This is a genomic window from Microbacterium sp., assembly GCF_047606385.1.
GTDB lineage: Bacteria > Actinomycetota > Actinomycetes > Actinomycetales > Microbacteriaceae > Microbacterium.
Window position 1 is genome coordinate 32,705 of record NZ_JASGEL010000032.1, and the last position, 20,369, is coordinate 53,073.

Annotated in this window: 19 protein-coding genes; 12 read left to right on the forward strand and 7 right to left on the reverse strand. The window is 70.4% G+C overall.

All coding sequences use genetic code 11. The features are described 5' to 3' along the window. Positions 1–26: 26 nt before the first annotated feature. Positions 27–1,040, reverse strand: coding sequence for an ABC transporter substrate-binding protein (locus tag QM626_RS03740; RefSeq protein WP_415074116.1), 1,014 nt, complete (start codon positions 1,038–1,040; stop codon positions 27–29). A gap of 192 nt (positions 1,041–1,232) precedes the next feature. Between QM626_RS03740 and QM626_RS03745 the strand changes: the two genes are divergently transcribed. After that, complete coding sequence (locus QM626_RS03745) at positions 1,233–2,009, forward strand: IclR family transcriptional regulator (protein ID WP_415074118.1); 777 nt, start codon at positions 1,233–1,235, stop codon at positions 2,007–2,009. Positions 2,010–2,071: 62 nt separating this feature from the next. Here the strand turns inward: QM626_RS03745 and QM626_RS03750 are convergent, their stop codons facing one another. The 4 genes from QM626_RS03750 to QM626_RS03765 form a co-directional block, all read right to left on the reverse strand. Beyond that, a complete protein-coding gene (locus tag QM626_RS03750) occupies positions 2,072–3,097 on the reverse strand; it encodes a hypothetical protein (protein ID WP_415074120.1) in 1,026 nt (341 codons plus the stop codon). 56 nt (positions 3,098–3,153) lie between these two features. Further along, positions 3,154–4,665: a UbiD family decarboxylase gene (locus QM626_RS03755; protein ID WP_415074122.1), complete on the reverse strand. Its 1,512-nt coding sequence runs from the start codon at positions 4,663–4,665 to the stop codon at positions 3,154–3,156. Position 4,666: 1 nt separating this feature from the next. Continuing rightward, on the reverse strand, positions 4,667–5,302 hold the full coding sequence (locus tag QM626_RS03760; protein WP_415074124.1) for a UbiX family flavin prenyltransferase: 636 nt from the start codon (positions 5,300–5,302) through the stop codon (positions 4,667–4,669). 123 nt (positions 5,303–5,425) lie between these two features. Next, entirely contained in the window at positions 5,426–5,986 is a 561-nt protein-coding gene (locus QM626_RS03765; RefSeq protein ID WP_415074126.1) for a MarR family winged helix-turn-helix transcriptional regulator, read from the reverse strand. 94 nt (positions 5,987–6,080) lie between these two features. Here QM626_RS03765 and QM626_RS03770 point away from each other — a divergent pair, with 94 nt between their 5' ends. From QM626_RS03770 to QM626_RS03785, 4 genes are all read left to right on the forward strand, one after another. Further along, the gene (locus QM626_RS03770; RefSeq protein WP_415074128.1) at positions 6,081–6,626 is read left to right on the forward strand and encodes an NADPH-dependent FMN reductase; all 546 of its coding nucleotides are present in this window, start codon (positions 6,081–6,083) and stop codon (positions 6,624–6,626) included. Positions 6,627–6,658: 32 nt separating this feature from the next. Further along, positions 6,659–6,853 carry a heme-binding protein gene (locus tag QM626_RS03775; protein WP_415074130.1) on the forward strand — a complete coding sequence of 65 codons (195 nt, stop codon included), beginning with the start codon at positions 6,659–6,661 and terminating at the stop codon, positions 6,851–6,853. Further along, positions 6,850–7,584 (forward strand): SDR family oxidoreductase, encoded by a 735-nt coding sequence (locus QM626_RS03780; RefSeq protein ID WP_415074132.1) that lies wholly within the window; start codon positions 6,850–6,852, stop codon positions 7,582–7,584. The genes QM626_RS03775 and QM626_RS03780 overlap by 4 nt, the downstream gene beginning before the upstream one ends. An 89-nt stretch (positions 7,585–7,673) precedes the next feature. Further along, positions 7,674–9,095 carry a DUF222 domain-containing protein gene (locus QM626_RS03785; RefSeq protein WP_415074134.1) on the forward strand — a complete coding sequence of 474 codons (1,422 nt, stop codon included), beginning with the start codon at positions 7,674–7,676 and terminating at the stop codon, positions 9,093–9,095. Positions 9,096–9,099: 4 nt separating this feature from the next. Here the strand turns inward: QM626_RS03785 and QM626_RS03790 are convergent, their stop codons facing one another. Both QM626_RS03790 and QM626_RS03795 read right to left on the reverse strand, forming a co-directional pair. Beyond that, the gene (locus QM626_RS03790; protein WP_415074136.1) at positions 9,100–9,579 is read right to left on the reverse strand and encodes a PhzA/PhzB family protein; all 480 of its coding nucleotides are present in this window, start codon (positions 9,577–9,579) and stop codon (positions 9,100–9,102) included. A gap of 29 nt (positions 9,580–9,608) precedes the next feature. Further along, positions 9,609–10,886 carry an MFS transporter gene (locus QM626_RS03795; RefSeq protein WP_415074138.1) on the reverse strand — a complete coding sequence of 426 codons (1,278 nt, stop codon included), beginning with the start codon at positions 10,884–10,886 and terminating at the stop codon, positions 9,609–9,611. A gap of 136 nt (positions 10,887–11,022) precedes the next feature. Between QM626_RS03795 and QM626_RS03800 the strand changes: the two genes are divergently transcribed. From QM626_RS03800 to QM626_RS03830, 7 genes are all read left to right on the forward strand, one after another. After that, positions 11,023–12,657 (forward strand): helix-turn-helix domain-containing protein, encoded by a 1,635-nt coding sequence (locus QM626_RS03800; protein ID WP_415074140.1) that lies wholly within the window; start codon positions 11,023–11,025, stop codon positions 12,655–12,657. 178 nt (positions 12,658–12,835) lie between these two features. After that, positions 12,836–14,314, forward strand: coding sequence for an FAD-binding oxidoreductase (locus QM626_RS03805; protein WP_415074142.1), 1,479 nt, complete (start codon positions 12,836–12,838; stop codon positions 14,312–14,314). Then, positions 14,311–15,102, forward strand: a complete 792-nt coding sequence (locus tag QM626_RS03810) for an SDR family NAD(P)-dependent oxidoreductase (RefSeq protein ID WP_415074144.1) — start codon at positions 14,311–14,313, stop codon at positions 15,100–15,102. The genes QM626_RS03805 and QM626_RS03810 overlap by 4 nt, the downstream gene beginning before the upstream one ends. A 13-nt stretch (positions 15,103–15,115) precedes the next feature. Further along, positions 15,116–15,823, forward strand: coding sequence for an SDR family NAD(P)-dependent oxidoreductase (locus tag QM626_RS03815; RefSeq protein WP_415074146.1), 708 nt, complete (start codon positions 15,116–15,118; stop codon positions 15,821–15,823). Positions 15,824–15,985: 162 nt separating this feature from the next. After that, entirely contained in the window at positions 15,986–18,211 is a 2,226-nt protein-coding gene (locus QM626_RS03820) for a beta strand repeat-containing protein (RefSeq protein WP_415074148.1), read from the forward strand. A 90-nt stretch (positions 18,212–18,301) separates the two neighbouring features. Next, the gene (locus tag QM626_RS03825) at positions 18,302–18,922 is read left to right on the forward strand and encodes a hypothetical protein (protein ID WP_415074150.1); all 621 of its coding nucleotides are present in this window, start codon (positions 18,302–18,304) and stop codon (positions 18,920–18,922) included. Positions 18,923–19,031: 109 nt separating this feature from the next. Next, positions 19,032–20,369, forward strand: a 1,338-nt coding sequence (locus QM626_RS03830) for a WxL protein peptidoglycan domain-containing protein (RefSeq protein WP_415074152.1), incomplete at its 3' end; no start/stop codon positions are given.

Sequence of the window (20,369 nt, forward strand, 5' to 3'; positions counted from 1 at the left end):
GCGATGACAGGCTGCGAGGCGCGCATCTACTTCAGGTTCTCCGCGAAGCTGTTGTCGACGACCGCCTGCCAGTTGGACGGATCGGCGGCCGTGTTGCCCGCGTCCGCCAGCGCCTGCAGGACGGACTCCTGGATCTCCTGCGACACCGGCTGGACGCCGTCGCTGAAGACCTTCAAGGTGTGCTCGTACAGCGCCTGCGCATCGGCGGCGTTCGTGAAGTCCGTGAGGACCTGCTCGGCGCCGGCCGGATCGCTCTCCCATGCTTTGATGGCCTTGTCGAGCGCGTCGATCACGCCCTGGGTGGCGTCCGGGTGGGCGGACACCCAGTCCGCGTTGCCGTAGATGCCGGCCTGGTTCCACACGATCCCGCTGGTCAGATAGTCCAGGATGACGGACGACCCCGGCGCGGCGGCGAGGACGGCGCTGGTGGTGGGCTCGGAGAGCACGGAGGCGTCCACCTGACCCGATTCCAGCGCGGCGACCGTTGCTCCGAGATCGGCGAACGGCAGCATCGTCACATCGGCGGACGTGAGTCCCGCCGTCGCGAGCCCCTTCTGCGTCATGATGTCGCTGTACGAGCCCGGCGCGCTCGCCGCGAAGGTGTGACCTTTCAGATCCGCGATCGAGTCGATTCCCTGCACGGCCACGAGCTCGGAATCCGGCACCTCCGCGTAGGTGCCGAGGACCTTCGCCGCGCCGGCGACGGCGATCGCATCGTGCCCGGGAGCGGCGCTGACCACGAACTGGACGGAACCGCCGGCGAGCGCGCTCGGACTCTGCGCGGAGGAGAGCACCTGAACGTCCGCGTCGATGCCTTCCGCCTCGAAGTATCCGTTCACCAACGCGTATTGGACGGGGGCGAAATCGCCGATCGCGACGGGAACGGTGATGGTGACCTGCGTCAGCTCTCCGCTCGCCGAGGAGTCTCCCGACGAGCCGCCGCATCCTGCGATCGCGACGGCGAGCGCTGCGGCGATGCCGGCCGCAGCGGTTCGACTCGCGGCGCGGCCGAGGGGACGACGTGTCTTTCGTGAATTCATCTTTGAACTCCTTCGCCAGAAGCCGGTGGCTTCGATGTCGGCAAAATATTTCGCCAAGCAGATTTAGAATTCCACAGTGCGGAACAGAAGACGAGGGGTCGTCGATCGATGGGTGCCATCGGCGGTTCTTATAGCGAAGACGCGACACGGGCTTCCGACGGGGGTTTTCACGATGCGAGATAAGGTGTCGACATGGTGGATGATGTGGCCGAGCGCGATTCCCGCTCCGGCGGTGTGCAGAGCCTCGCGCGGGCGTTCCGTATCCTCGAGGCGATCGCGGATCGCGACGGTTCGGCGAGCATCACGGAGCTGGCTGCGGCATGCGATCTTCCCGTGCCGACGATCCATCGTCTGCTCCGCTCCCTGGCCGGTCTGGGCTATGCCCGGCAGGAGCCCTCCCGTACGTATGCGCTGGGTCCCCGACTGGTCAGGCTGGGCGACGTGGCGAGCCGATTGGTCAACTCCTGGGCGAATCCGCATCTGCGCGTGCTCTCCGACCGCCTCGGCGAGAGTGCGAACTTCGCTCTGATGGACGGGTTGGAGGTCATCTACGTCGCGCAGGCGCCGGGGCGACACGGGATGCGGATGTTCACCGAGGTGGGGCACCGCGCCGATCTTCACTGCACCGCCGTCGGCAAGGCGATCCTGGCGACACACCGACCGGATGCCGCGGCGGAGCTCATGGCGCGGCTCTCCTACCGCACGCACACCGTGCACACCATCGCGAGCGCCGCGGAGATGGCCCGGGAGATCGAGCGGGTGAGGGTGGTGGGCTACGCGACCGACATCAATGAGCAGGAGGTCGGTGTCAGCTGTGTCGCGGTGGCGTTGCCGGGAAGCCCGGCACGCGGGGCGGTCTCCATCTCCGCGCCCTCGACGCGCCTCACGGAAGAGACGATCGCGGAAGCCGTCCCGCTCCTGAAGGCCGTGGCGTCCGCGTTGGGAGGGGAGCTGGAGCGGGGGCTCTAGCTGTACTGGGCCGCGTGGCGCGGATGTCTCCGTTCTGTCGCGGATGGCTCAGACGCCGTTGCTCAGGCCGCGCCGTCCTGGCCCGGGGGCGTCGACGCCGGGCCGCCTCGTCGGAGGCGCACGCGGACGAGATAGAGCACCGTGGCCAGCACGGCCCAACCGATCAGCACCAGGAACGGCCAGGCATGCTGGTGGTCGGGGAAGTACACGGCGGTGTGCTGGGCGTTGATCGAGGCGCCGGGCGGCAGCCAGCCGCCGATGATCGCGAGCCACGTCGGCAGCAGGGGCCACGCGACGGCCCCGCCGGAGGAGGGGTTTCCGAGCAGGATCATCAGCGCCCAGGTCGGGATCATGGCCCAGCGGCCGAACAGGTCGTTGAACAGCGTGTAGACCATGCCGCAGGTGAACATCGTCAGCGCGAGGATGCCCCACGATTCCCACACGGGCAGATCGAGTGCGCCCAGGACCAGGTCGACCGCGGCGACGATCGCGAAGCCGGCGAGGATCGCGTACGCCGCGGTGAATCCGATGCGCTCCCAGGGGCAGAGGGCGCGCGCGTTGACGCCCAGCTGCACGGCCCCGACGAATCCGACGACGACTGCGGCGATCGTCATGTAGAACAGGGTGAGCCCGTGCGGGTCGGTGTCCTGCAGCGGATGCAGGTCGGTGACCGTGACGGTGAGCTGGTCGCTCTCGACGACCGCGGCGATCGCGCTCTCCAGCGCCGACGCCACGGAGGTGCCCGAGGCGGTCGAGATCCAGACGGTGATGCCCTGATCCGATGTGACGTCGAAGACCGCGAACACGTCCTGGTCGTCGAGGGCCTCGCGGGCGTCGCTCGCGCTGGAGAAGCTTCGGATCTGCAGGGCTCCCTCGAGCGCGTCGTCGATGTCGTCGAGGAACGTCTCGGTGTCCGTGTCGACGTCGCCGACCAGGGCGACCGGGACATACTGCGGCTGCGGGTCGGCGGAGGCATAGGTGTACGACCCGGCGAAGAGTCCCGCCGCCACCGCGAGGATGCCGGTGATGACCGTGGCGGGGAGGAACCGCGAGTGCCGGAACCGCGACCAGGGATGGCGGCCGCTCATGTCGGTGAGCCCCTTTCCGTCGCGGTGCGCGTGGACCCCTCCGTCGCCTCGACGCGTCAGGCGCCGGTCCAGTCGGGCAGGAAGCGGGTCACGTCCACGTCCTGGAACGGAGCGCGGATGAACTTGTCGCGCAGCTCCCACGGCACGGTGCAGTCGAAGATCACCTTGGTGGAGATGCCGTGGTCGAAGTTCGTCCACAGGAACTCGGGATCCGCCGAGGGATCGAGCGGATGGCAGCGCACGCCCGGGATCGGGATGACCGAGCGTTCGGCCTGGAACCGGGTCGTCATCGCCCACAGCACGTCGTCGGTGTCGAAGATGTCGACGTCGTCGTCCACCAGGATGATGTGCTTCATCTCGGGGAACGCGCCGAACGCGACCAGCGCCGCCTGACGCTCACGGCCCTGGTCGTTGTGGTCGCGCTTGTGGACCTGCAGGATCCCGACGTACTTCCCGCCGCCGGCGGAGTGCGAGTACACGTTCTTCACGAACCCGGGGAGGGCGTCCTCGAGCGCCTGGACCAGGGATCCCTCGGTGGGGATGCCGGCGAGCGAGACGTGCTCCTCGCCCGGCCCCACCAGGGTCTGCAGGATCGGGTCCGTGCGCGTCGTGACCGCGGTGACCTTGATGACCGGCAGCGACGGGTTCGCCGTGCCGTCGTAGCCGGGGAACTCGGGCATCGCGAATCCCGTGTTCGTGTGCTGGTCCTCCGCGACCCGCCGTGACGGCAGGATGTGGCCTTCGATGACGATCTCCGCGGACGCCATCGCATACTCCTCGACCGTCTTCGCTTTGACCAGCTCGACGGGCGAGCCGGTGAGTCCCCCGGCGAACTCGAGCTCGTCGAAGCCGTACGGCGTGGACGGCGGCTCGAAGGAGATCGCCATGTACTCGACCGGCGAGATGCCCATCGAGATCGTGATCGGCATCGGTTCGCCCTTGGCGTCGTACTTCTCGTACATCATCCCGATGTGCCGGCCCGTCTGCATGAAGACCGAGATCTCATCCCTGCCCTGCACGCACAGCCGGTGGATCGTCACGTCGTGCTGTCCGGTGTCCGGGTCGGTGCCGCGCAGCACCGCCATGCAGAAGTACGGGCCCGCATCCTCCGGGGTGTTCGTCGGCGCGGGCAGCAACGTACGCAGGTCGAAGTCGGCGTCCGTCGCCAGGTGCACCTGCTCCTGGCAGGCGGCCTCGTCCACGAGGACGGGGTCCTTGGCGTGGTGCATCGCGTTGAGCATGTGCCGGCCGAGGTGCTTCTCGTCGGCACCCATGAACGCCGCGATGCGCTTCCGGGAGGCGAGCACGCCGACGATGACCGGGATGTCGTATCCCTTCACGTTCTCGAACAGCATCGCGGGACCCACCCGGGTGGGGCGCATGACCGTGCCGCCGGCGCCGACCTTCCGGTACACGCCGGCGAGCTCGGCCTGCGGATCCACTTCCACGTCGGTGGACACGAACTGGCCATCCAGCGTCTTGAGCAGCTCGATGCCCTCACGCAGGTCTTTGACCGCCGCCTTCGGCGCCTCCGCGACCGGCTGGTTCTTCGACGTCGCGACGACCATCTCAATCCTCCTCGCTGCCGGCGGCGTCGAGATTCCCGTTGCGCACGCTCTCCCGCAACGTGGCGTCCCACCGCGGGTAGATGTCGGTGTGGATGCCGAGCTGATCCAGCGCGCGACCCACCGACTGATCCACGATCTCCTCGATCGTCGAAGGCCGCGAGTAGAACGCCGGCACCGGCGGGAAGACCGTCGCGCCTGCCTCGGTCACCGTCACCATGTTGCGCAGATGGATGAGGTTCAACGGAGTCTCGCGCACCATGAGCACGAGCGGGCGCCGTTCCTTCAAGGTCACGTCGGCCGCACGCGAGACCAGCGACGATGTGACCCCGGTCGCGATCTCACCCAGCGTGCGCATCGACGTGGGGGCGATCAGCATCCCCTTCGTGCGGAACGACCCCGAGGACAGCGGCGCGCCGACATCCGTGTGGTGATAGACGACGTCCGCGTGCGACTCCAGATCGTCCTTGCTCAGATCCGTCTCGTACGCGCGGGTCAATGCGGCGGATTTCGTCACGATCAGGTGCGACTCGTATCCGAGCTCACGGAGGACGTCGAGAGCACGTACCGCGTAGACCACGCCCGTCGCCCCCGTCACCCCTACGACTACCCGATCGGATTCCGGCGCGAGATCGACCATCGCTGCTCCTTCGCTCTGAGGGATCTGTGCGCCGTGCGTCGTCTCGACACACGGGCGCGGTTCCATGTTTGCCGGATTGGCGACAATCTGTCCAGGGTTATCGGCGGCAGCATTCGCGGCGGTTCATGATGGCTGCGACCTGTTCACTCCTCGTTCTGCCGGCTGAGGTGCCCGGGAGAGTGCGGGTCGGCCGCTCTCGCCCCGCATGGTCGCGGCGAGGACCCGCCCGTCGGGATCGAGGACACCGAGCATCTGATCGCAGATGCGTGTCAGCTGGGTCATCTGCTCAGCGGTGAGAGCATCGACGAAGTACCGGTTCACGTCCCGGATATGCCCGGGCGAGGCGCTGGCGAGCTTGGCCCAGCCGGCATCCGTCAGGCGCACGTGCCGGGAGCGGGCATCCGACTGGTTACGGACGCGCTCGACGTAGCCGTCCTCCTCCAGGCGCGCCGCGACGCGCGAGATACGGGGCAGCGACGCGTTCACGCCGGCGGCGAGGTCGGTGAGCCGCAGCTCGCGATCGGGCACCTCGGCCAGCTGTGCGAGGGTGAGGAACTCGAAGAACGTCAGCTGCGCGTCGCGGATCAGCTGTGCGTCCAGGGCCGCCGGCAGCACCTCGAACAGCGCGACCAGCCCCAGCCAGGCATCGGCCTGATCGTCGCTCAGCCATCGGGTCTCGTCCATGCGACCAGTGTATTGCATTTACTTGCACCTGTAATCACTTTGTGTGATACTTGCACCTGTAACCGATTAGATCATCGGGTGAGAGGACCGTGCCATGAAGATCGGGATCGTCATCGGATCCATCCGCGAAGGGCGCAAGGGAGAGCGTGTCGGGCGCTGGGTCGAGCGCATCTCCCGTGACCATGGCGTCGATGTCGAGGTGCTCGACCTCAAGACCTTCGACCTGCCGCTGCTCACCGCCCCGATGCCGCCGGCCGCCGCGGGAGGTCGGTACGACTCCCCGGAGGCGCAGCTGTGGAGCCGGGCGGTCGCGGCCTGCGACGGCTTCGTGTTCGTCACCCCCGAGTACAACCACGGCGTGCCCGGCGTGTTCAAGAACGCGGTGGACACCCTCGCCCCGGAGTGGGCGGAGAAGGTGGTCGGCTTCGTCTCGTACGGCACCGATGGCGGCGTGCGTGCCGTCGAGCAGTGGCGTCAGATCGTCGCGAACCTGCGGATGTACGACGTGCGCGCCCAGGTCGCGATGTCGATCTTCACCGAGTTCGGCGACGACGGATCCTTCACTCCGCTCGAGCGACGCGAGGCCGAGGTCCGGACGCTGCTCGACCAGGTCACGGCTCTGACCGCCCGCGTACGGTAGGCGACGCGGAGTCGACGAACATGGCTACTCGCATGTACCGCACCCTTGACGCCGACGGCGCGCAGCACCTGCTCGACCTCGCCACTGACCTCGCACGGCAGGATGCCCTGCAGCAGTGCTTCGCAGCGGCCGATGCCTCCGGGCACCTGCGCGCGTTCCGCCGCATGGACGGCGTCGCCGCCATCGCCGTCGGTGCCGTCGCCCGGGCGTCGGGGGTGGCCGCATGACCGTGAGCGCACTCACGGACGCGGTCGTCGCGGTCGTCGGCGGCACTTCCGGGTTCGGGCGTGAGGTTGCGACCCGTGCCGCCGCCGCGGGCGCGTCGGTCGTGGTCGTCGGTCGGGATGCGGACAAACTGCGGCGCGTCGTGGCCGAGATCGGCGACGCCACCGGCGCCGCCGTCACCGGGCACGCGGCCGACGTCGCGGAGGCGGGGACCGCGGCATCCCTCTTCGCGCGGATCGGCGACATCGACCATCTGGTCTCCACCGTCGGCGGCGCCATGGGAGGCGGATTCCTCACCGCCTCGTTCGACGAGATCAAGACGACAGTGGACGGGAAGTTCCTCGCCAATCTCGCCCTCGTGCGTGCCGCGGCCCGTCACCTGCGAGCCGGCGGAAGCGTCACGCTCACCGCCGGGGCCGGCGGCACCCCGTCCACTGCCTCCGGCGCGCTCATCGGAAACCAGGCCATCAGCACCATGGTGCGCGGGCTCGCCATCGAGCTCGCACCGGACGTGCGCGTCAACGCCGTCGCCCCCGCCTGGACACCCACTCCGCTGTGGCGACATCTTTCCCCCACCGACCTCGACGCGACCGCGCGGCAGATGGCGGGCTCCCTCCCGCTCAAGCGGACTGCGACGATCCCGGAGGTCGGAGACGCGTACACCTTTCTGATGACGGCGACCTTCGTCACGGGGCACACCCTGTTCGTCGACGGCGGCGCCTCCCTCGTCTGAATTCGGGCTCGCCGTGGAGAGAGCGGGGTTCTCCACAGATAGGTCTTTTGTTCGATCCGATGTCGGAGGATATTCGTAGACTTGTTCCCATGAAGGATCCGTTGGCCATCGCAGCAGAGGCGCTGGAGCGCGTCCGCCGGCTGTGCCCGGACGGGCAGGTCGCCGGCCTCGCGCCGGGCGACCTGGTCGGGGTGAACGAGGCGTTCGGTGTGCTACTGCGGGCGGTGGATGCCGCCTATCTGCCCGTGGCGGCGGAGGTGGCCCGGCAGTCCCGTCCCGAGCTGGGGCATGATTCGCTGGCGAGGCGGAACGGGTTCCGGTCGCCGGTTCAGATGATCGCCACGGTGACGGGGACGAGCGCCGGCGAGGCGGCGCGGGCCATCGCGGTGGGGGAGGCGACGGCGTCGCGGTCGACGTTGACGGAGCAGACGCGTCCGGCGAAGCATCCGCATGTGGCGGCGGCGGTGCAGGCCGCGACCCTCGGCGCGCTGGCGGCGGGGATGATCATCACGGTGCTGGACCGGGTCGCCCTGCGGGCGGACCCCGCCGTCGTCGAGCAGATGGAGCAGCGGCTGGTGGAAGCCGCGCCCGGGTTGTCGGCGGACCAGCTGAACAGGCTGCTGTTGCGGGCCGAGGCGATTCTGGACCCGGACGGGGCGGAGCCGCGGGACCAGGAGCGGCGTGGAGAGCGCACGCTGTCGATCCGGCAGGACCGGTTCGGGATGCTGATCCTGTCGGGGAGGTACGACCCGGTCAGCGGCGCGCCGATCGTCGCGGCGCTCGAAGGTCAGGTCACCGGTGCGCTGCGCCGTCGTGAGAAGGCGGTGAAGAACCGGCTCGCGTGCATGGCGGGCGACGACGGTGGGACGGACGCCGCCGGTCGCCCGCGCGACGGCGAGGACCTGCCCGCGGACGGCGCTGCGGAGGACACCCGCACCGTCGCGCAGATCCGCGCCGATGCGCTCGCGGACCTGTGCCGCCACGCGATCGGATGCGCGGAGATCCCGACCGGCCCCTCGACGACGGTGGTGGTCCGGATGAGCCTGGAGGATCTCGAGTCCGGCCGCGGCACGGCGACCATCGACGGGATCGACGCGCCGGTGAGCGCGGGGACGGCCCGGCGGATGGCCGCGGACGCGCAGATCATCCCGTGCGTGCTGGGCGGCGACAGCGAGGTCCTCGACTTCGGGCGGGCGCGGCGCCTGTTCAGCCCGGCGCAGAAGCTGGCGCTGGCAGAGCGGGACGGTGGCTGCGCGTTCTGCGGAGCCCCGCCCGGGGTGACGGTCGTCCATCACATCGACTGGTGGAAACGCGACCGGGGCAGAACCGACCTCGACAACGGGATCCTGCTGTGCACCGCCTGTCACCATCGGGTCCACGACGACGGCTGGGAGATCCGCATCGACGGGACCGGCGTCCACGCCGGGGTGTGGTTCATCCCGCCGCCGTGGCTCGACCCCGACCGCACCCCGCGCCTCGGTGGCAGAGCCAGATACGACCTCGCCGCATGAGCCCTCAGCCGCGCTCGACCCGGGGAACCTCGATCCCCAACGCCCGCATCTCCGAGCAGGGGTTCATGTACTCCCAGTAGGTCTGGATGAGCCCATCGTTCATCTGGAACGAGTGGATGTAGTGGTTCTCGTAGCGCCCCGCCGGGTAGGCGGTGAAGTGGACGACGCCGCCGCCGTCGCACTCGACCCAGAACCGGTTCGGGTCCTGCGTCTCGAAGATCTCCACGTTGGACCACGACCAGTCCGAGAAGTAGGTGTTGTTCCACTCGTCGGCGGCGGCCAGCGCCTCGTGACCCACCGACTGGATGGGCTCGCCGGTGTCGGTCGTGTAGAGCCCGCCGGCGCCGTCCTCGGCGAACAGCAGGTGGCGACCGGTGCGGTTGCCGCCCATCGCGAAGTACTTCTCGATGGTCGCGCGATTGCGCCGCCGCAGCTCTTCGTCGCCCCACGGCGTGGTCTGGGTGGTGAGCACGGTGTCGCTCATGGTGTTTCTCCTTCTGGGGGTGGAACGGGTCAGACGGCGGCGGGCTCGTCGAAGGCGACGTCGTCACGGAGCCGCTGCGCAGCGGTCGGACGGATCTGCCGCACGCTCGCGAACAGCACGGCGGCGACCACGAGCGCGGCGGCGGCCAGCAGCAGCGGGGCCGCGGGGGATCCCGAGCCCTCGTGCACCAGCGACAGCAGGTACGGACCGGCGGCGGCACCGAGGCCGAACGCGAACGAGCCGATGCCGAACACGCGACCGAAGACGCGCCTGCTCGTGTAACGCGAGACGAACACGGCCATGATGTCGGTCTCCGATCCGAGTGCCAGCCCGAGGGCGAGCACGGCGACCACCGCGACCGGCGCGCCGACCAGGCCCAGGGCGGCCAGGCCCACCGCGCAGATCACGAATGCGGTCGCCGCGACCCAGGTCACCGGCAGCCAGTCCAGCAGGGCGCCGATGGCGAGCCGCACGATCAGCATCACGAGGCCCAGCGAGCCGAGCATGGCGATCGCCTCGTCCTCCGTGGCGCCGACCTCGAGCAGCAGGCCGAACAGCAGCTCGATCGTGCCGATCGTCGCGAACGCCACCAGGAAGAAGGCCGCGCACATCGTGACCAGTGTGCGGTTGACCTCGAGCTTGCGCACGACCTGCGGGACGGCCGCGGTCAGCGCCGCCGCGGGGCCGGCGGCATCCGGCGCCATCGTGTCCGCACGGCGGGGGATCAACGCGAAGGTGATGATCCCGCCGACCACGCAGATGAGGCCGAGGGTCACGTACGCCCCCCGGATCCCGCCGGCGCCGAGAGCGGATGCGGCCACGGCCGGCAGCACCATCGCGACGAGGGCCGGACCGGTGTTCATGACGCCGAGGGCGAGACCCCGCATGAGGTCGAACGAGCCGGTGACCAGCCGCGCATAGGCGACGGCCGCCGAGCAGGCCGCTGCCAGATACACCAGGATCTGCGTGACGACGTAGAGCGGGAAGCTCTCCGGCGCGATCGCCAGCACGAGATAGCTGACGCCGAGCACGAGCGCCGACACGAGGGCCGGCTTGCGGGAGCCGATCGCGTCCACGACGCGTCCCGCGAACGGCGACGCGACGGCCAGCACGAGATTGCAGATCAGGAAGACGAGCGTCAGTGAGCTCTCCTGCCACCCGAACTCGTCTTCGAGGTTCTGGAACAGGATCGAGTTCGTGTACAGCGGGATGGAGCCGATGCCGACGGCGATGCCGAGTGTGGAGCCCAGCAGTGTGCGCCAGCCGTGGCGCGCCTCGGTCAGCCGACCGGGTGTGGGAGAGGACATGGGACCAGCTTCTGTGTCGTGGTGGACTGCGTGAGCAGGAGGGAGTGGTGTCGAGCGTAGGAACCGAGCGATCCGGCGGATATGTCAAAATCGTCATCATCCTTCGAATTTGATGTTGATGACGACAGGTGATCCCATGGAGATGCCGTTCGCTTCGCGATACGTCGACGTGCTGCTGGAAGCCGTCCTCGACGGCGGCGGGCTGCGCGGGCGCGATCAGCTCATCCAGCTGCTCGCCGCCAAGGCCGTCGACCTGGTCGGCTGCGACATGGGCGCCATCCGCATCCCAGATGCCGGCGGCACCGCCCTGCGGGTCGCGGCCGTCCACGGCATCGAAGGGCTCACCGCCGAGCATGCCGCCGGGATGCGCGCCGAGGTGATCGATCTGAGCGACATCCGCAGCAGCGCGGTGCAGCCGGGGCCACGCAGCCCCAGCGCCGAGGCGTTCCTGGGAGGCACGATCCAGGTCGTGGCGGAGATCGCCAACGCGACGCGGACCGGCTTCACGATGCGCTCGATGGTCGCGGTGCCGATGATCAGCGCCGGCCGCACGCTCGGGGTGCTGACCCTGTACTGGCGACGCCGGCACGTCCTGGACGACGCGGAGCGTGAGGGGCTCGTGACGATCGGCCACCGCCTGGCCCTCGCGCTGGACATCGGCGCGCGCGCCGACGCCCTGAGCGGCCGCAGCGCGCAGCTCGCGGATCAGCTCGCCCAGGAGGCCGCGCGAGGGGCGGAGGCGCGGACCGCCGTGCAGGTCGCCCGGGGGACGCTCGACGCGCTGCGCGCCGATCGCGCCGATCCGCTGCCCGCGGTGCTGGACGCGGCGGGCGCGGCGACGGGCGCCACCTTGACCGTGCGCGTCGAGCAGGGCGCGAGCGGGGATGCGGCGCCGGCGACGGACGGGTGGTCGGCGCCGTTGGAGGTGGCCGATGCCACGGCGCAGCTCGTCTCCGACCTGCCGACGCCGCCGTCGGACACCGTCGCCGAGACCGTCGCCGCCGCGGTGGCCGTGGCGTTCGACCGAGAGTCCCGGGCCCGGGCCGACAGCGCCGTGTCCGCCGGCGCCGCGCTGCGCCGGCTGTGCCTGGGCGCCCCGGAGCTCGCCGTCCAGGATGCGGCGGCGGTCCTGGGGCTGCTCCGAAATCCGCCGCTGGTCCTGCTGGTGGGCGAGTGCGTCGACGACGTCGCCGCGTACCGTGCGCTGCGGACGTTGACGCGGCTGCCGCTGGGGGCCACGGTCATCGCGGCGGCCGACATCGAGCGCCGCGTGGTGGTGCTCTGCCACGACGACGGCGCCGCCGCGGGAGTCGCCGCCCGGATGCTGGCGCTCGACGGGATCGGGGGCGTCGGCGTCGGCGAGCGCTTCGACCGCAGGCACCTGCTGCGCGAGGTGCTCGAGCGCGCCAGCGCGGCGGCGCACCTGTCGATCGCCCGTGGCGCGCCGGTGCCGGCATCCGAGGTCAAGGGTCTCGCCGACCTCGCGGCGTCGCTCGATCCCGCCGAGGCGGCGCGGCTCGTCGACGACGTGCTGGGCCCGGTGCGCCGGTACGACGCCGACCACCGCACCGAGCTGCTGGCCACGCTGCGCGCGTTCCTCGATGCGGACGGCAGCGCGGTCGTCTGCGGGCAGCGGCTGCACCTGCATCCGAACACGGTGAAGCAGCGCGTCGAGCGGATCGAGCGTCTGCTCGGCACGTCGCTGCGTTCCTACAGCTCGGTGGCACGGGTCTCGGTCGCCATGTCCTGGCACGATCTGCTGCGCGACTGACCGCGACGTCGAGCCGCGCCTCCTGCTGTTCGTCACCACCCGCGTGACCGTGCGATAGCTGGTATCCCGTTCGGGGCGTTCATCCTGCCCCGTCGGCTCCCTACTGTCGATAGCGGACGGGCGCATGCCGCCGGCCCGCCACGATGCCGTGACCCGATGAGAACGACGGAGCTCGACGATGACTTCAGCCCCCACCACCGCCCCCGCCTTCGACGGCCGCCTGGTGCTGCCCACCGACGCCGACTGGGACGACGCGCGCGTCGGTCGCGTCTTCAACGGGCGCCGCCCCGACCGGCAGCCCGACGCCGTCCTCATCGCGGCGAACGTCGACGACGTGCAGAAGGGCGTGAGGCTCGCGATCCAGAACGGCTGGACGGTCGCGGTCCGTTCCGGCGGTCACGCGTGGGCGGCGTGGAGCGTCCGCGACGGCGGCCTGCTCATCGACCTCGGCGCGCTCACCGACATCAGCTACGACGAGGCGACGCACATCGTCAGCGCCGGCCCTGCCACCAAGGGCGGCGAGGTGCTCTCGCCCTACCTGGAGGAGCGGGGCCGGTTCTTCAACGGCGGCCATTGCCCCACGGTGGGCATCGGCGGTTTCTTGCTGCAGGGTGGACAGGGCTGGAACCAGCGCGGCTGGGGCTGGGCCGCGGAGAGCGTCGTCGCGGTCGACGTGGTCACCGCCGACGGTGAGCTCGTCCGCGCGGATGCCGAGCAGAACAGCGACCTGTACTGGGCCGCGCGGGGCGCCGGACCCTCCTTCCCCGGCATCGTGGTGCGATTCCACCTCAACACCCGCCCGAAGTTCGGGGCCCTCGCCCACACCGTGCACGGCTACGAGCTCGAGGACTTCACCGAGGTCATGACCTGGATGTACCAGGCGCACCACCGCATCCCCGACAACGTCGAGATCGTCTGTGTGTCCGTGCCGGTGCCCCTGCCCGACGACGCCGACGCCGTGCTCGCGCAGGAGCCCGTGCTGGTCGACGGGCTGCCCGCCGAGACGACCGCCGAGCGGCGCCTGTTCCTCGTCACGGGCCTGGCCTTCGGCGACGACGAGGAGCACGCCCGTGCCTCGCTCGCCGAGTTCAACACGAGTCCGGTCCTCGATCGCGCCGTGTTCGTGCAGGACGCCGCCCCCTCCACGCTGGTCGAGCAGCGCGAGGAGCAGCTGCGCAACAACCCGGAGCACTGGCAGTACATCTGCGACAACGCGTGGATCGACGGCGAGAACACGCCGGAGGGCATCGCGGCGATGGTCGACGGCATCCGCCCGCTGTTCACCACGAACCCCACAGATCGCGGCTTCGCGATCTGGATGAGCAACGCCCCGCGCCGCGCGCTGGCGGACATGGCCTTCTCGCTGCACACCGACGCCTACGTCGCCGCGTACACGGTGTACGAGGACCCGGCCGAGTTCGCCCGCAACCGCGCCTGGGTCGACGAGGTGTTCGCGCACGCCGAGCCCGTCACGGCCGGCCAGTACCTGGGCGACTCGGACATGACCAACCGGCAGCTGAAGTTCATGGCGCCTGCGAACTGGGCCAAGCTCCAGCAGATCATCGCCGACCGCGACCCCGAGGGACGCTTCCACCGCTACCTCGCCAAGGACCCGGCCACCATCAACGTCAACCACTGGGAGCTGGCCGAGCGGTGAGCGCGCTGAGCCCGGACGCCCTGTTCTCCTGCACCGGCCAGGTGGCGATCGTCACCGGCGGCGCCGGGGGCATCGGCCGGGCGTGTGCCGAGGCGCTGGCCGCCGCCGGTGCCCGCGTCGTCGTCGCGGGGCTCGCCGAGCCGTCGCCCGAGCAGGCGGCGGCCGAGATCCGCGACCTCGGCTACGAGGCGGTCGGGGTCGTGAGCGATCTGACCGATCCGGATGCCGCGGCGTCCCTCGTACGCCTCGCCCTGGAACGGTGGGGCCGGCTCGACACGGTCTTCGCCAACGCCGGCTTCGCGCTCGACGACGACCTCGACGAGCTCGGCTCGGACGTCGCGCTCGACCGGCTCGACCGGATGTTCGACCTCCACGTGCGCTCGGTGCTGCGGCTGGCAGGCTTCGCGCTGCCGGCGATGGCGGACGCCGGCGGCGGCCTGTTCCTGATCATGTCGAGCCTCTCGGGGCTGCGCGGCAACAAGGTCATCGGCGGATACGGGATCACGAAGGCCGCGAACGCGCAGCTCGCGCGCAACATCGCCGTGCAGTGGGGACCGCGCGGCATCCGCGCCAACGCGCTGGCCCCGGGGGTCATCGCGACCGAGTTCGCGCGGCCGATCACCGCCGACCCGAAGGCCGCCGAGGTGCGCCTCGCGAAGACGCCGCTGCGCCGCTTCGGCACCCCTGCCGAGGTCGCCGCGGCGGTCGTCTGGCTCGCCTCGCCCGGCGGGGCGTTCGTCAGCGGCCAGACCATCGTCATCGACGGGGGAACCGTCGCGTCGGACTGATCGGAGGATGCGGATGCGGACAGCCGTCGTCACCGGAGGCGCGCGCGGGATCGGCGCGGCGATCGTCGCCCGGCTGCGTGCCGCGGGCCTGGCCGTCGCGAGCCTCGACCTCATCGCGCCCGACGCCCCACGCGACGGGGTGCTGGAGGTGGCATGCGACCTGGCGGACGCGGCGGCCGTGGCATCCGCCGTCGACCGGGTCGGCACCGGCCTCGGCACGCCGGTCGTCGTCGTCCACTGCGCGGCGTTCCAGAAGGTCGCGCCGTTCGCCGACCTCGACCCGGGGGACTGGGACCGCACCTTCCGCGTCAACGTCGACGGCGCCTTCCATCTGGTGCGCGCGACCCTCCCCGGCATGCGGGCGGCGGGCTGGGGCCGGATCGTGGTCATCACCTCCTCCAGCTACTTCGCGCCGCCGCCCGGCATGAGCCACTACGTCGCCAGCAAGGGCGCGCTCACCGGCCTCGTGCGCGGGCTGTCGACCGAGCTCGGCGGCGACGGCATCACGGTCAACGCCGTGGCGCCCGGCCTGACCGGCACCGAGAACGCGCGACGCGACATCCCCGAGGAGCATTTCGCGCTCGTCCGCGGCCGCCAGGCCGTGCCCCGCACCGGCGAGCCCGACGACATCGCCGCCGCGGTCGCCTTCCTCGTCTCCGACGACGCCGGGTTCATCACCGGGCAGACGCTGCTGGTGGACGGCGGCGAGAGCCGCCTGTAGCCCGCGGCCGGCGATGCACAGGGCCGCGCTCCGCTCAAGCAGAGCCCGACGATACCTACTATGCGCACGATCGTGAGCGCCGCCCGAAGATGTCCCTCCTACCGTGAACCTGCCAATACCACGCGATGCAAAGACTGCAACGCGATCACAGGGAGGACAAAGATGTTCGAATCGATCACACAGGGCTCCGCATTCGTGCGGCCCCGGCAGCCTCGGCGCCGCCGCCGCATGGTGGCCCTCGCCGCAGCCACTGCCGTCGTCGGGGGCTCGTTCGCCCTCGTGCCGGTCGCCGCGTTCGCCGACGGCCTCAGCTGCGGCGACAGCAGCAGCGGCATCACGGACGGCGTGCTCACGGTCGCCGCGGGCGACACCTGCACGATCAGCACCACCACCGCTCTGGACGAGCTCATCATCGGCGACGGCGGCTACCTGTACGCCCCCAGCGGCTACGACGTGACCCTCACCGTCGACGGCGTCGAGACCGGCCAGGCCTACGACTCGATCGAGGACGTCACCGGCTGGCTGCAGCCGGGCGACTACGTCAGCGAGGGGGACGACGGCGTCGTGCTGACCGTCACCACGCAGCACACCGAGACGCAGGGCTACGTCTTCCCCATCCGCCAGGCCCTCTACGTCGACTCGAGCGGCATCAACTCCGACCTGTCGGTCCCGGCGAGCTGGACCCTGGGTGCGACCCCCACCGACTCCAGCGCCGACGGCCTGGTGCTGACCTCCACCGGCTCCACCTTCAACGGTGTCTGGGTCGACGGCACCACCTACTCGCTGCTGAACCCCGTGATCTCCTTCACCGGCGACGGCCGCGACGACTTCGCCAGCGCGGGCGCCGCGATCGTCGGCGACAACGGCGCCAACCTCACCATCGACGGGCTCGACCTCGACAACGCGGGCGTCGTGCGCACGGCCATCATCTCCGACGGCGGCGCCAACGTCGTGGTGAAGAACTCCGACATCGACGTCTCCGGCGGCACCCTGCCGAGCGACTACGTCGCCAACGTCACCCCGGCGACGATGATCGCCGCTCCCTGGATGCTGGGCCTCGAGGGCACGAACCGCGCCACGCTGCTGCTGGGCGCGAACAGCAAGGCGACCTACCTCAACACGAGCATCACCGCCGAGGACTGGGGCGCGCTGTCCACCGACTCCGGCTCGAACGTGAAGCTGACGGCGATCAACAGCGACGTCTCGACGCTCGACTCGGGCTACGGCACCTACCTGATCGGCGCGGCCACCGGCGAGTACCTCGGCACCGACTTCGACGTGGCCAGCTACCTCTCCATCTCCGCGAACGGCGACAACGTGCTCCACGTCGGCGACAGCGACAGCGACAGCGTCTCGGCGCTGAACACCTCCTACGGCATCGGCCTGACCGATGACGACCTGGCGTCGCTGACCGAGCAGACCTCCACGCTGACCTCGGCCAAGTACGGGTTCATGACGTGGGCCGGCAACAACACGGTGACCGTCGACGGCGGCACGGTCGTCAACACGGCCAACGCGCTGTTCGAGGACAAGTCGCAGACCGGCACCACGACCTACAACGTGACCGGTGACGACGAGGAGTCGCCGTCGCTGTCCGCGGCCAACGGCGTGATCGTGCAGGTCATGAACCAGGACGACCCGGGCCCCGGCGGCAGCTACACCGACCCGACCAGCGTCTCGCAGACCACCACGGCGGCCACGCGGGCCAACGCCTCGCTGACGGCGCGCACCACCACGAACCTGACGGACACCGACGTGACGGGTGACTTCTTCAACGGCGCGACCGTCTCGAAGAACCTCGTGGTCAACCTGTCCGGCAGCTCCGTGACCGGCCGCATCTCCACGACCACCGCCGTGCACGACGGCACGGTCAACGAGGCGAACTACGAGCGCATCGGCAACGTGACCAACACCGTGACCGCGCCGATCAACGGCGGCGTCATCGTCAACCTGACGAACGGCTCGACCTGGAACGTCACCGGCGACTCGTACGTGACCAGCCTCACGGTCGACGACTCCTCGACGTTCAACGGCGTCGCCTCGATCGACGGCGTGGCGTTCACCCCGGTCGCCGGCACCACCTACACCGGGAACATCCTGGTCTCCAAGGCGCCGACGATCGACACCGCCACGACCGTGTCGGTGCAGACGATCGGTTCGTACAAGTACGTCACGACGAAGGTCACGAACAACTCCAGCGTCGCCGCGACCATCACCGTGTCGACCCCGTACGGCGACAAGACGTTCACGAACGTCGCCGCCGGCAAGTCGGTGAGCGTCTCGCAGAACACGAAGTCGTCGGCGACGCCGACCGGCACCGTCACCGTGACGGCGACCGGGACCGTCTCCGGCACCGCGGTGACCACCACCACCACGACCGACTACTGAACCCGACTCCGTGGGGCGGCACCCGCCGCCCCACGCGTCACCCCCACCCTGCCCGATACAACCCACTATCTCTCATTGGAGAAACTCATCATGAAGCGCTCGACCCTCCTCCGCACCGGCGCCGTCGCCTTCGGCGCGCTCGTGCTCGCCTCGGCCGGCTCGGCCGCCGCGTTCGCCGCCGACGACACGAACTACGGCGACCAGGACGTGACCGTCAACGTCGACGTCAGCCAGACCGGGACGCTGTCGCTGACCGTGGACGGCGACTCGACCAGCCTCACCGAGGTCACCAGCTCCGACGCCGACTATCGCGAGTTCACCGGCACCCTGCCGACCGTGACCGTCACCGACACGCGCAACCTCGTCGACATCGACGAGGACGCGTACTGGTACGTGCTGGGCACGGCCAGTGACTTCAGCGACGGCACCCACAGCATCTCGTCGAGCTACCTGGGCTGGTCGCCGTCGCTGGTCGACGACGCCGGCGACGGCACGGTCTCGGTCGGCGGCGACGTCGACGGCGCCGCCGACGGCGGCACCGGTCTGTCCGACCTGGAGCTGCTCTACCTCGCACCCAGCTCGGCCGACGCCGCGTCCGGCGACTTCGCCGGCGTCTACAGCGCCACCGCCAGCCTGGACCTGAAGGTGCCGGCCACGACCACCGCCGCCGGCAGCTACACCTCCGTGCTCACCCTGTCGCTGTTCGAGTGACCCGACCCGCCGGGGACGGTGGCCGATGCCACCGTCCCCGGCGTACCATCCTCACCCGGTGCGCCATTCGTCGTCCGTCGCGCATCGTTCGTCCTTCGATGGAGAAGACATGAAGACCTTCCTCGCCCGCCTCGCCGCCGTCGTCGCCGTCGTCGCGGCGGCGGCGCTGTTCGGCGCCGGCACCGCCCAGGCCGACGACGACGGATCGGTGACCTGGTCGGTCAGCCCCAGCGACGGAACGACGGCCGACGGCCGCACCTGGGTCGAGCTGGACATGGACCCCGGCACGACCGTCACCCAGTACATGATCATCACGAACCTCAGCGACCAGGCGGTGACCTTCACCACGTACGGCGCGGACGGCTACTTCACCGACACCGGGCGCTTCAACATGCTCACCTCCGACGCGGAGTCCACCGACGCCGGCACCTGGATCGACATCCAGGACAGCGTCGAGGTCGACGGCGGCGCGTCCGTCGTCGTCCCCTTCACGGTCACGGTGCCGGACAACGCCACACCCGGCGACCACGCGGCGGGCGTCGCCGCCGCCATCACCTCCGGCAGCGGCACCGTCGGCGTGGAGTCGCGTGTCGGCTTCCGCGTCATGGTCCGCGTCTCCGGCGACCTGGTCACGAGCGTCGCGACCACCGTCACCGGGGTCGACTACGCCGGTTCGATCAACCCGTTCGAGACCGGCACCCTCACCGTCGGCTACACGGTCTCCAACACCGGCAACACCCGGGTCAGCGTCGACCCGACCGTCGACGTCGCCGGTGCGTTCGGCATCGGCGCGACGACCGTCGACGGGGACACGATCGCCGAGCTGGCGCCGGGGGAGAGCCGCTCCGGCACGGTGACGATCGCCCATGCGCTGCCGGCGCTGTTCTACTCCGCCGACGTCACCGCGACCCCCGCCGCCGTCTCCGCCGACATCCCGATCGCCGACACCGTGACCCCGGGCACCGCCAGCGGCGTCGGCCTGGCGATCCCGTGGTCGCAGCTCGTGACGCTGCTGATCGCCGCCGCCCTGGTCGCCGGCTTCTGGTGGGACCGCCGCCGCACCCGCCGCCGGACCGAGCGCATGATCGAGCAGGCGCGCGCCGAGGCGCGGGAGACCGTCCCCGGCGACTCCGCCGGCGCACCCGCGCGCACCCGGCGCGAGCTCAGCCGGGCCGGTGTGCTGACGACGGCCCTGCTGCTGACCGGGCTGGCCGCGGCGGGCGTGCTCGCCCTCCCCGCGGACGCCCGGGCCGACGACTACGGCGACGACGGCGTCACGGTGAACGTCGAGATCACCGCCTCGCCGACGCCGACCGCGACCGCATCCGCCTCGCCGAGCTCCACCGGCGCCACGGCGGGCGATCTCGCGACGACCGGCGCGCCGGCGATGGGCGGCGCCGTCGCGCTCGGACTCGGGCTGGTCGCCGTCGGCGCGCTCGCCGTCGAC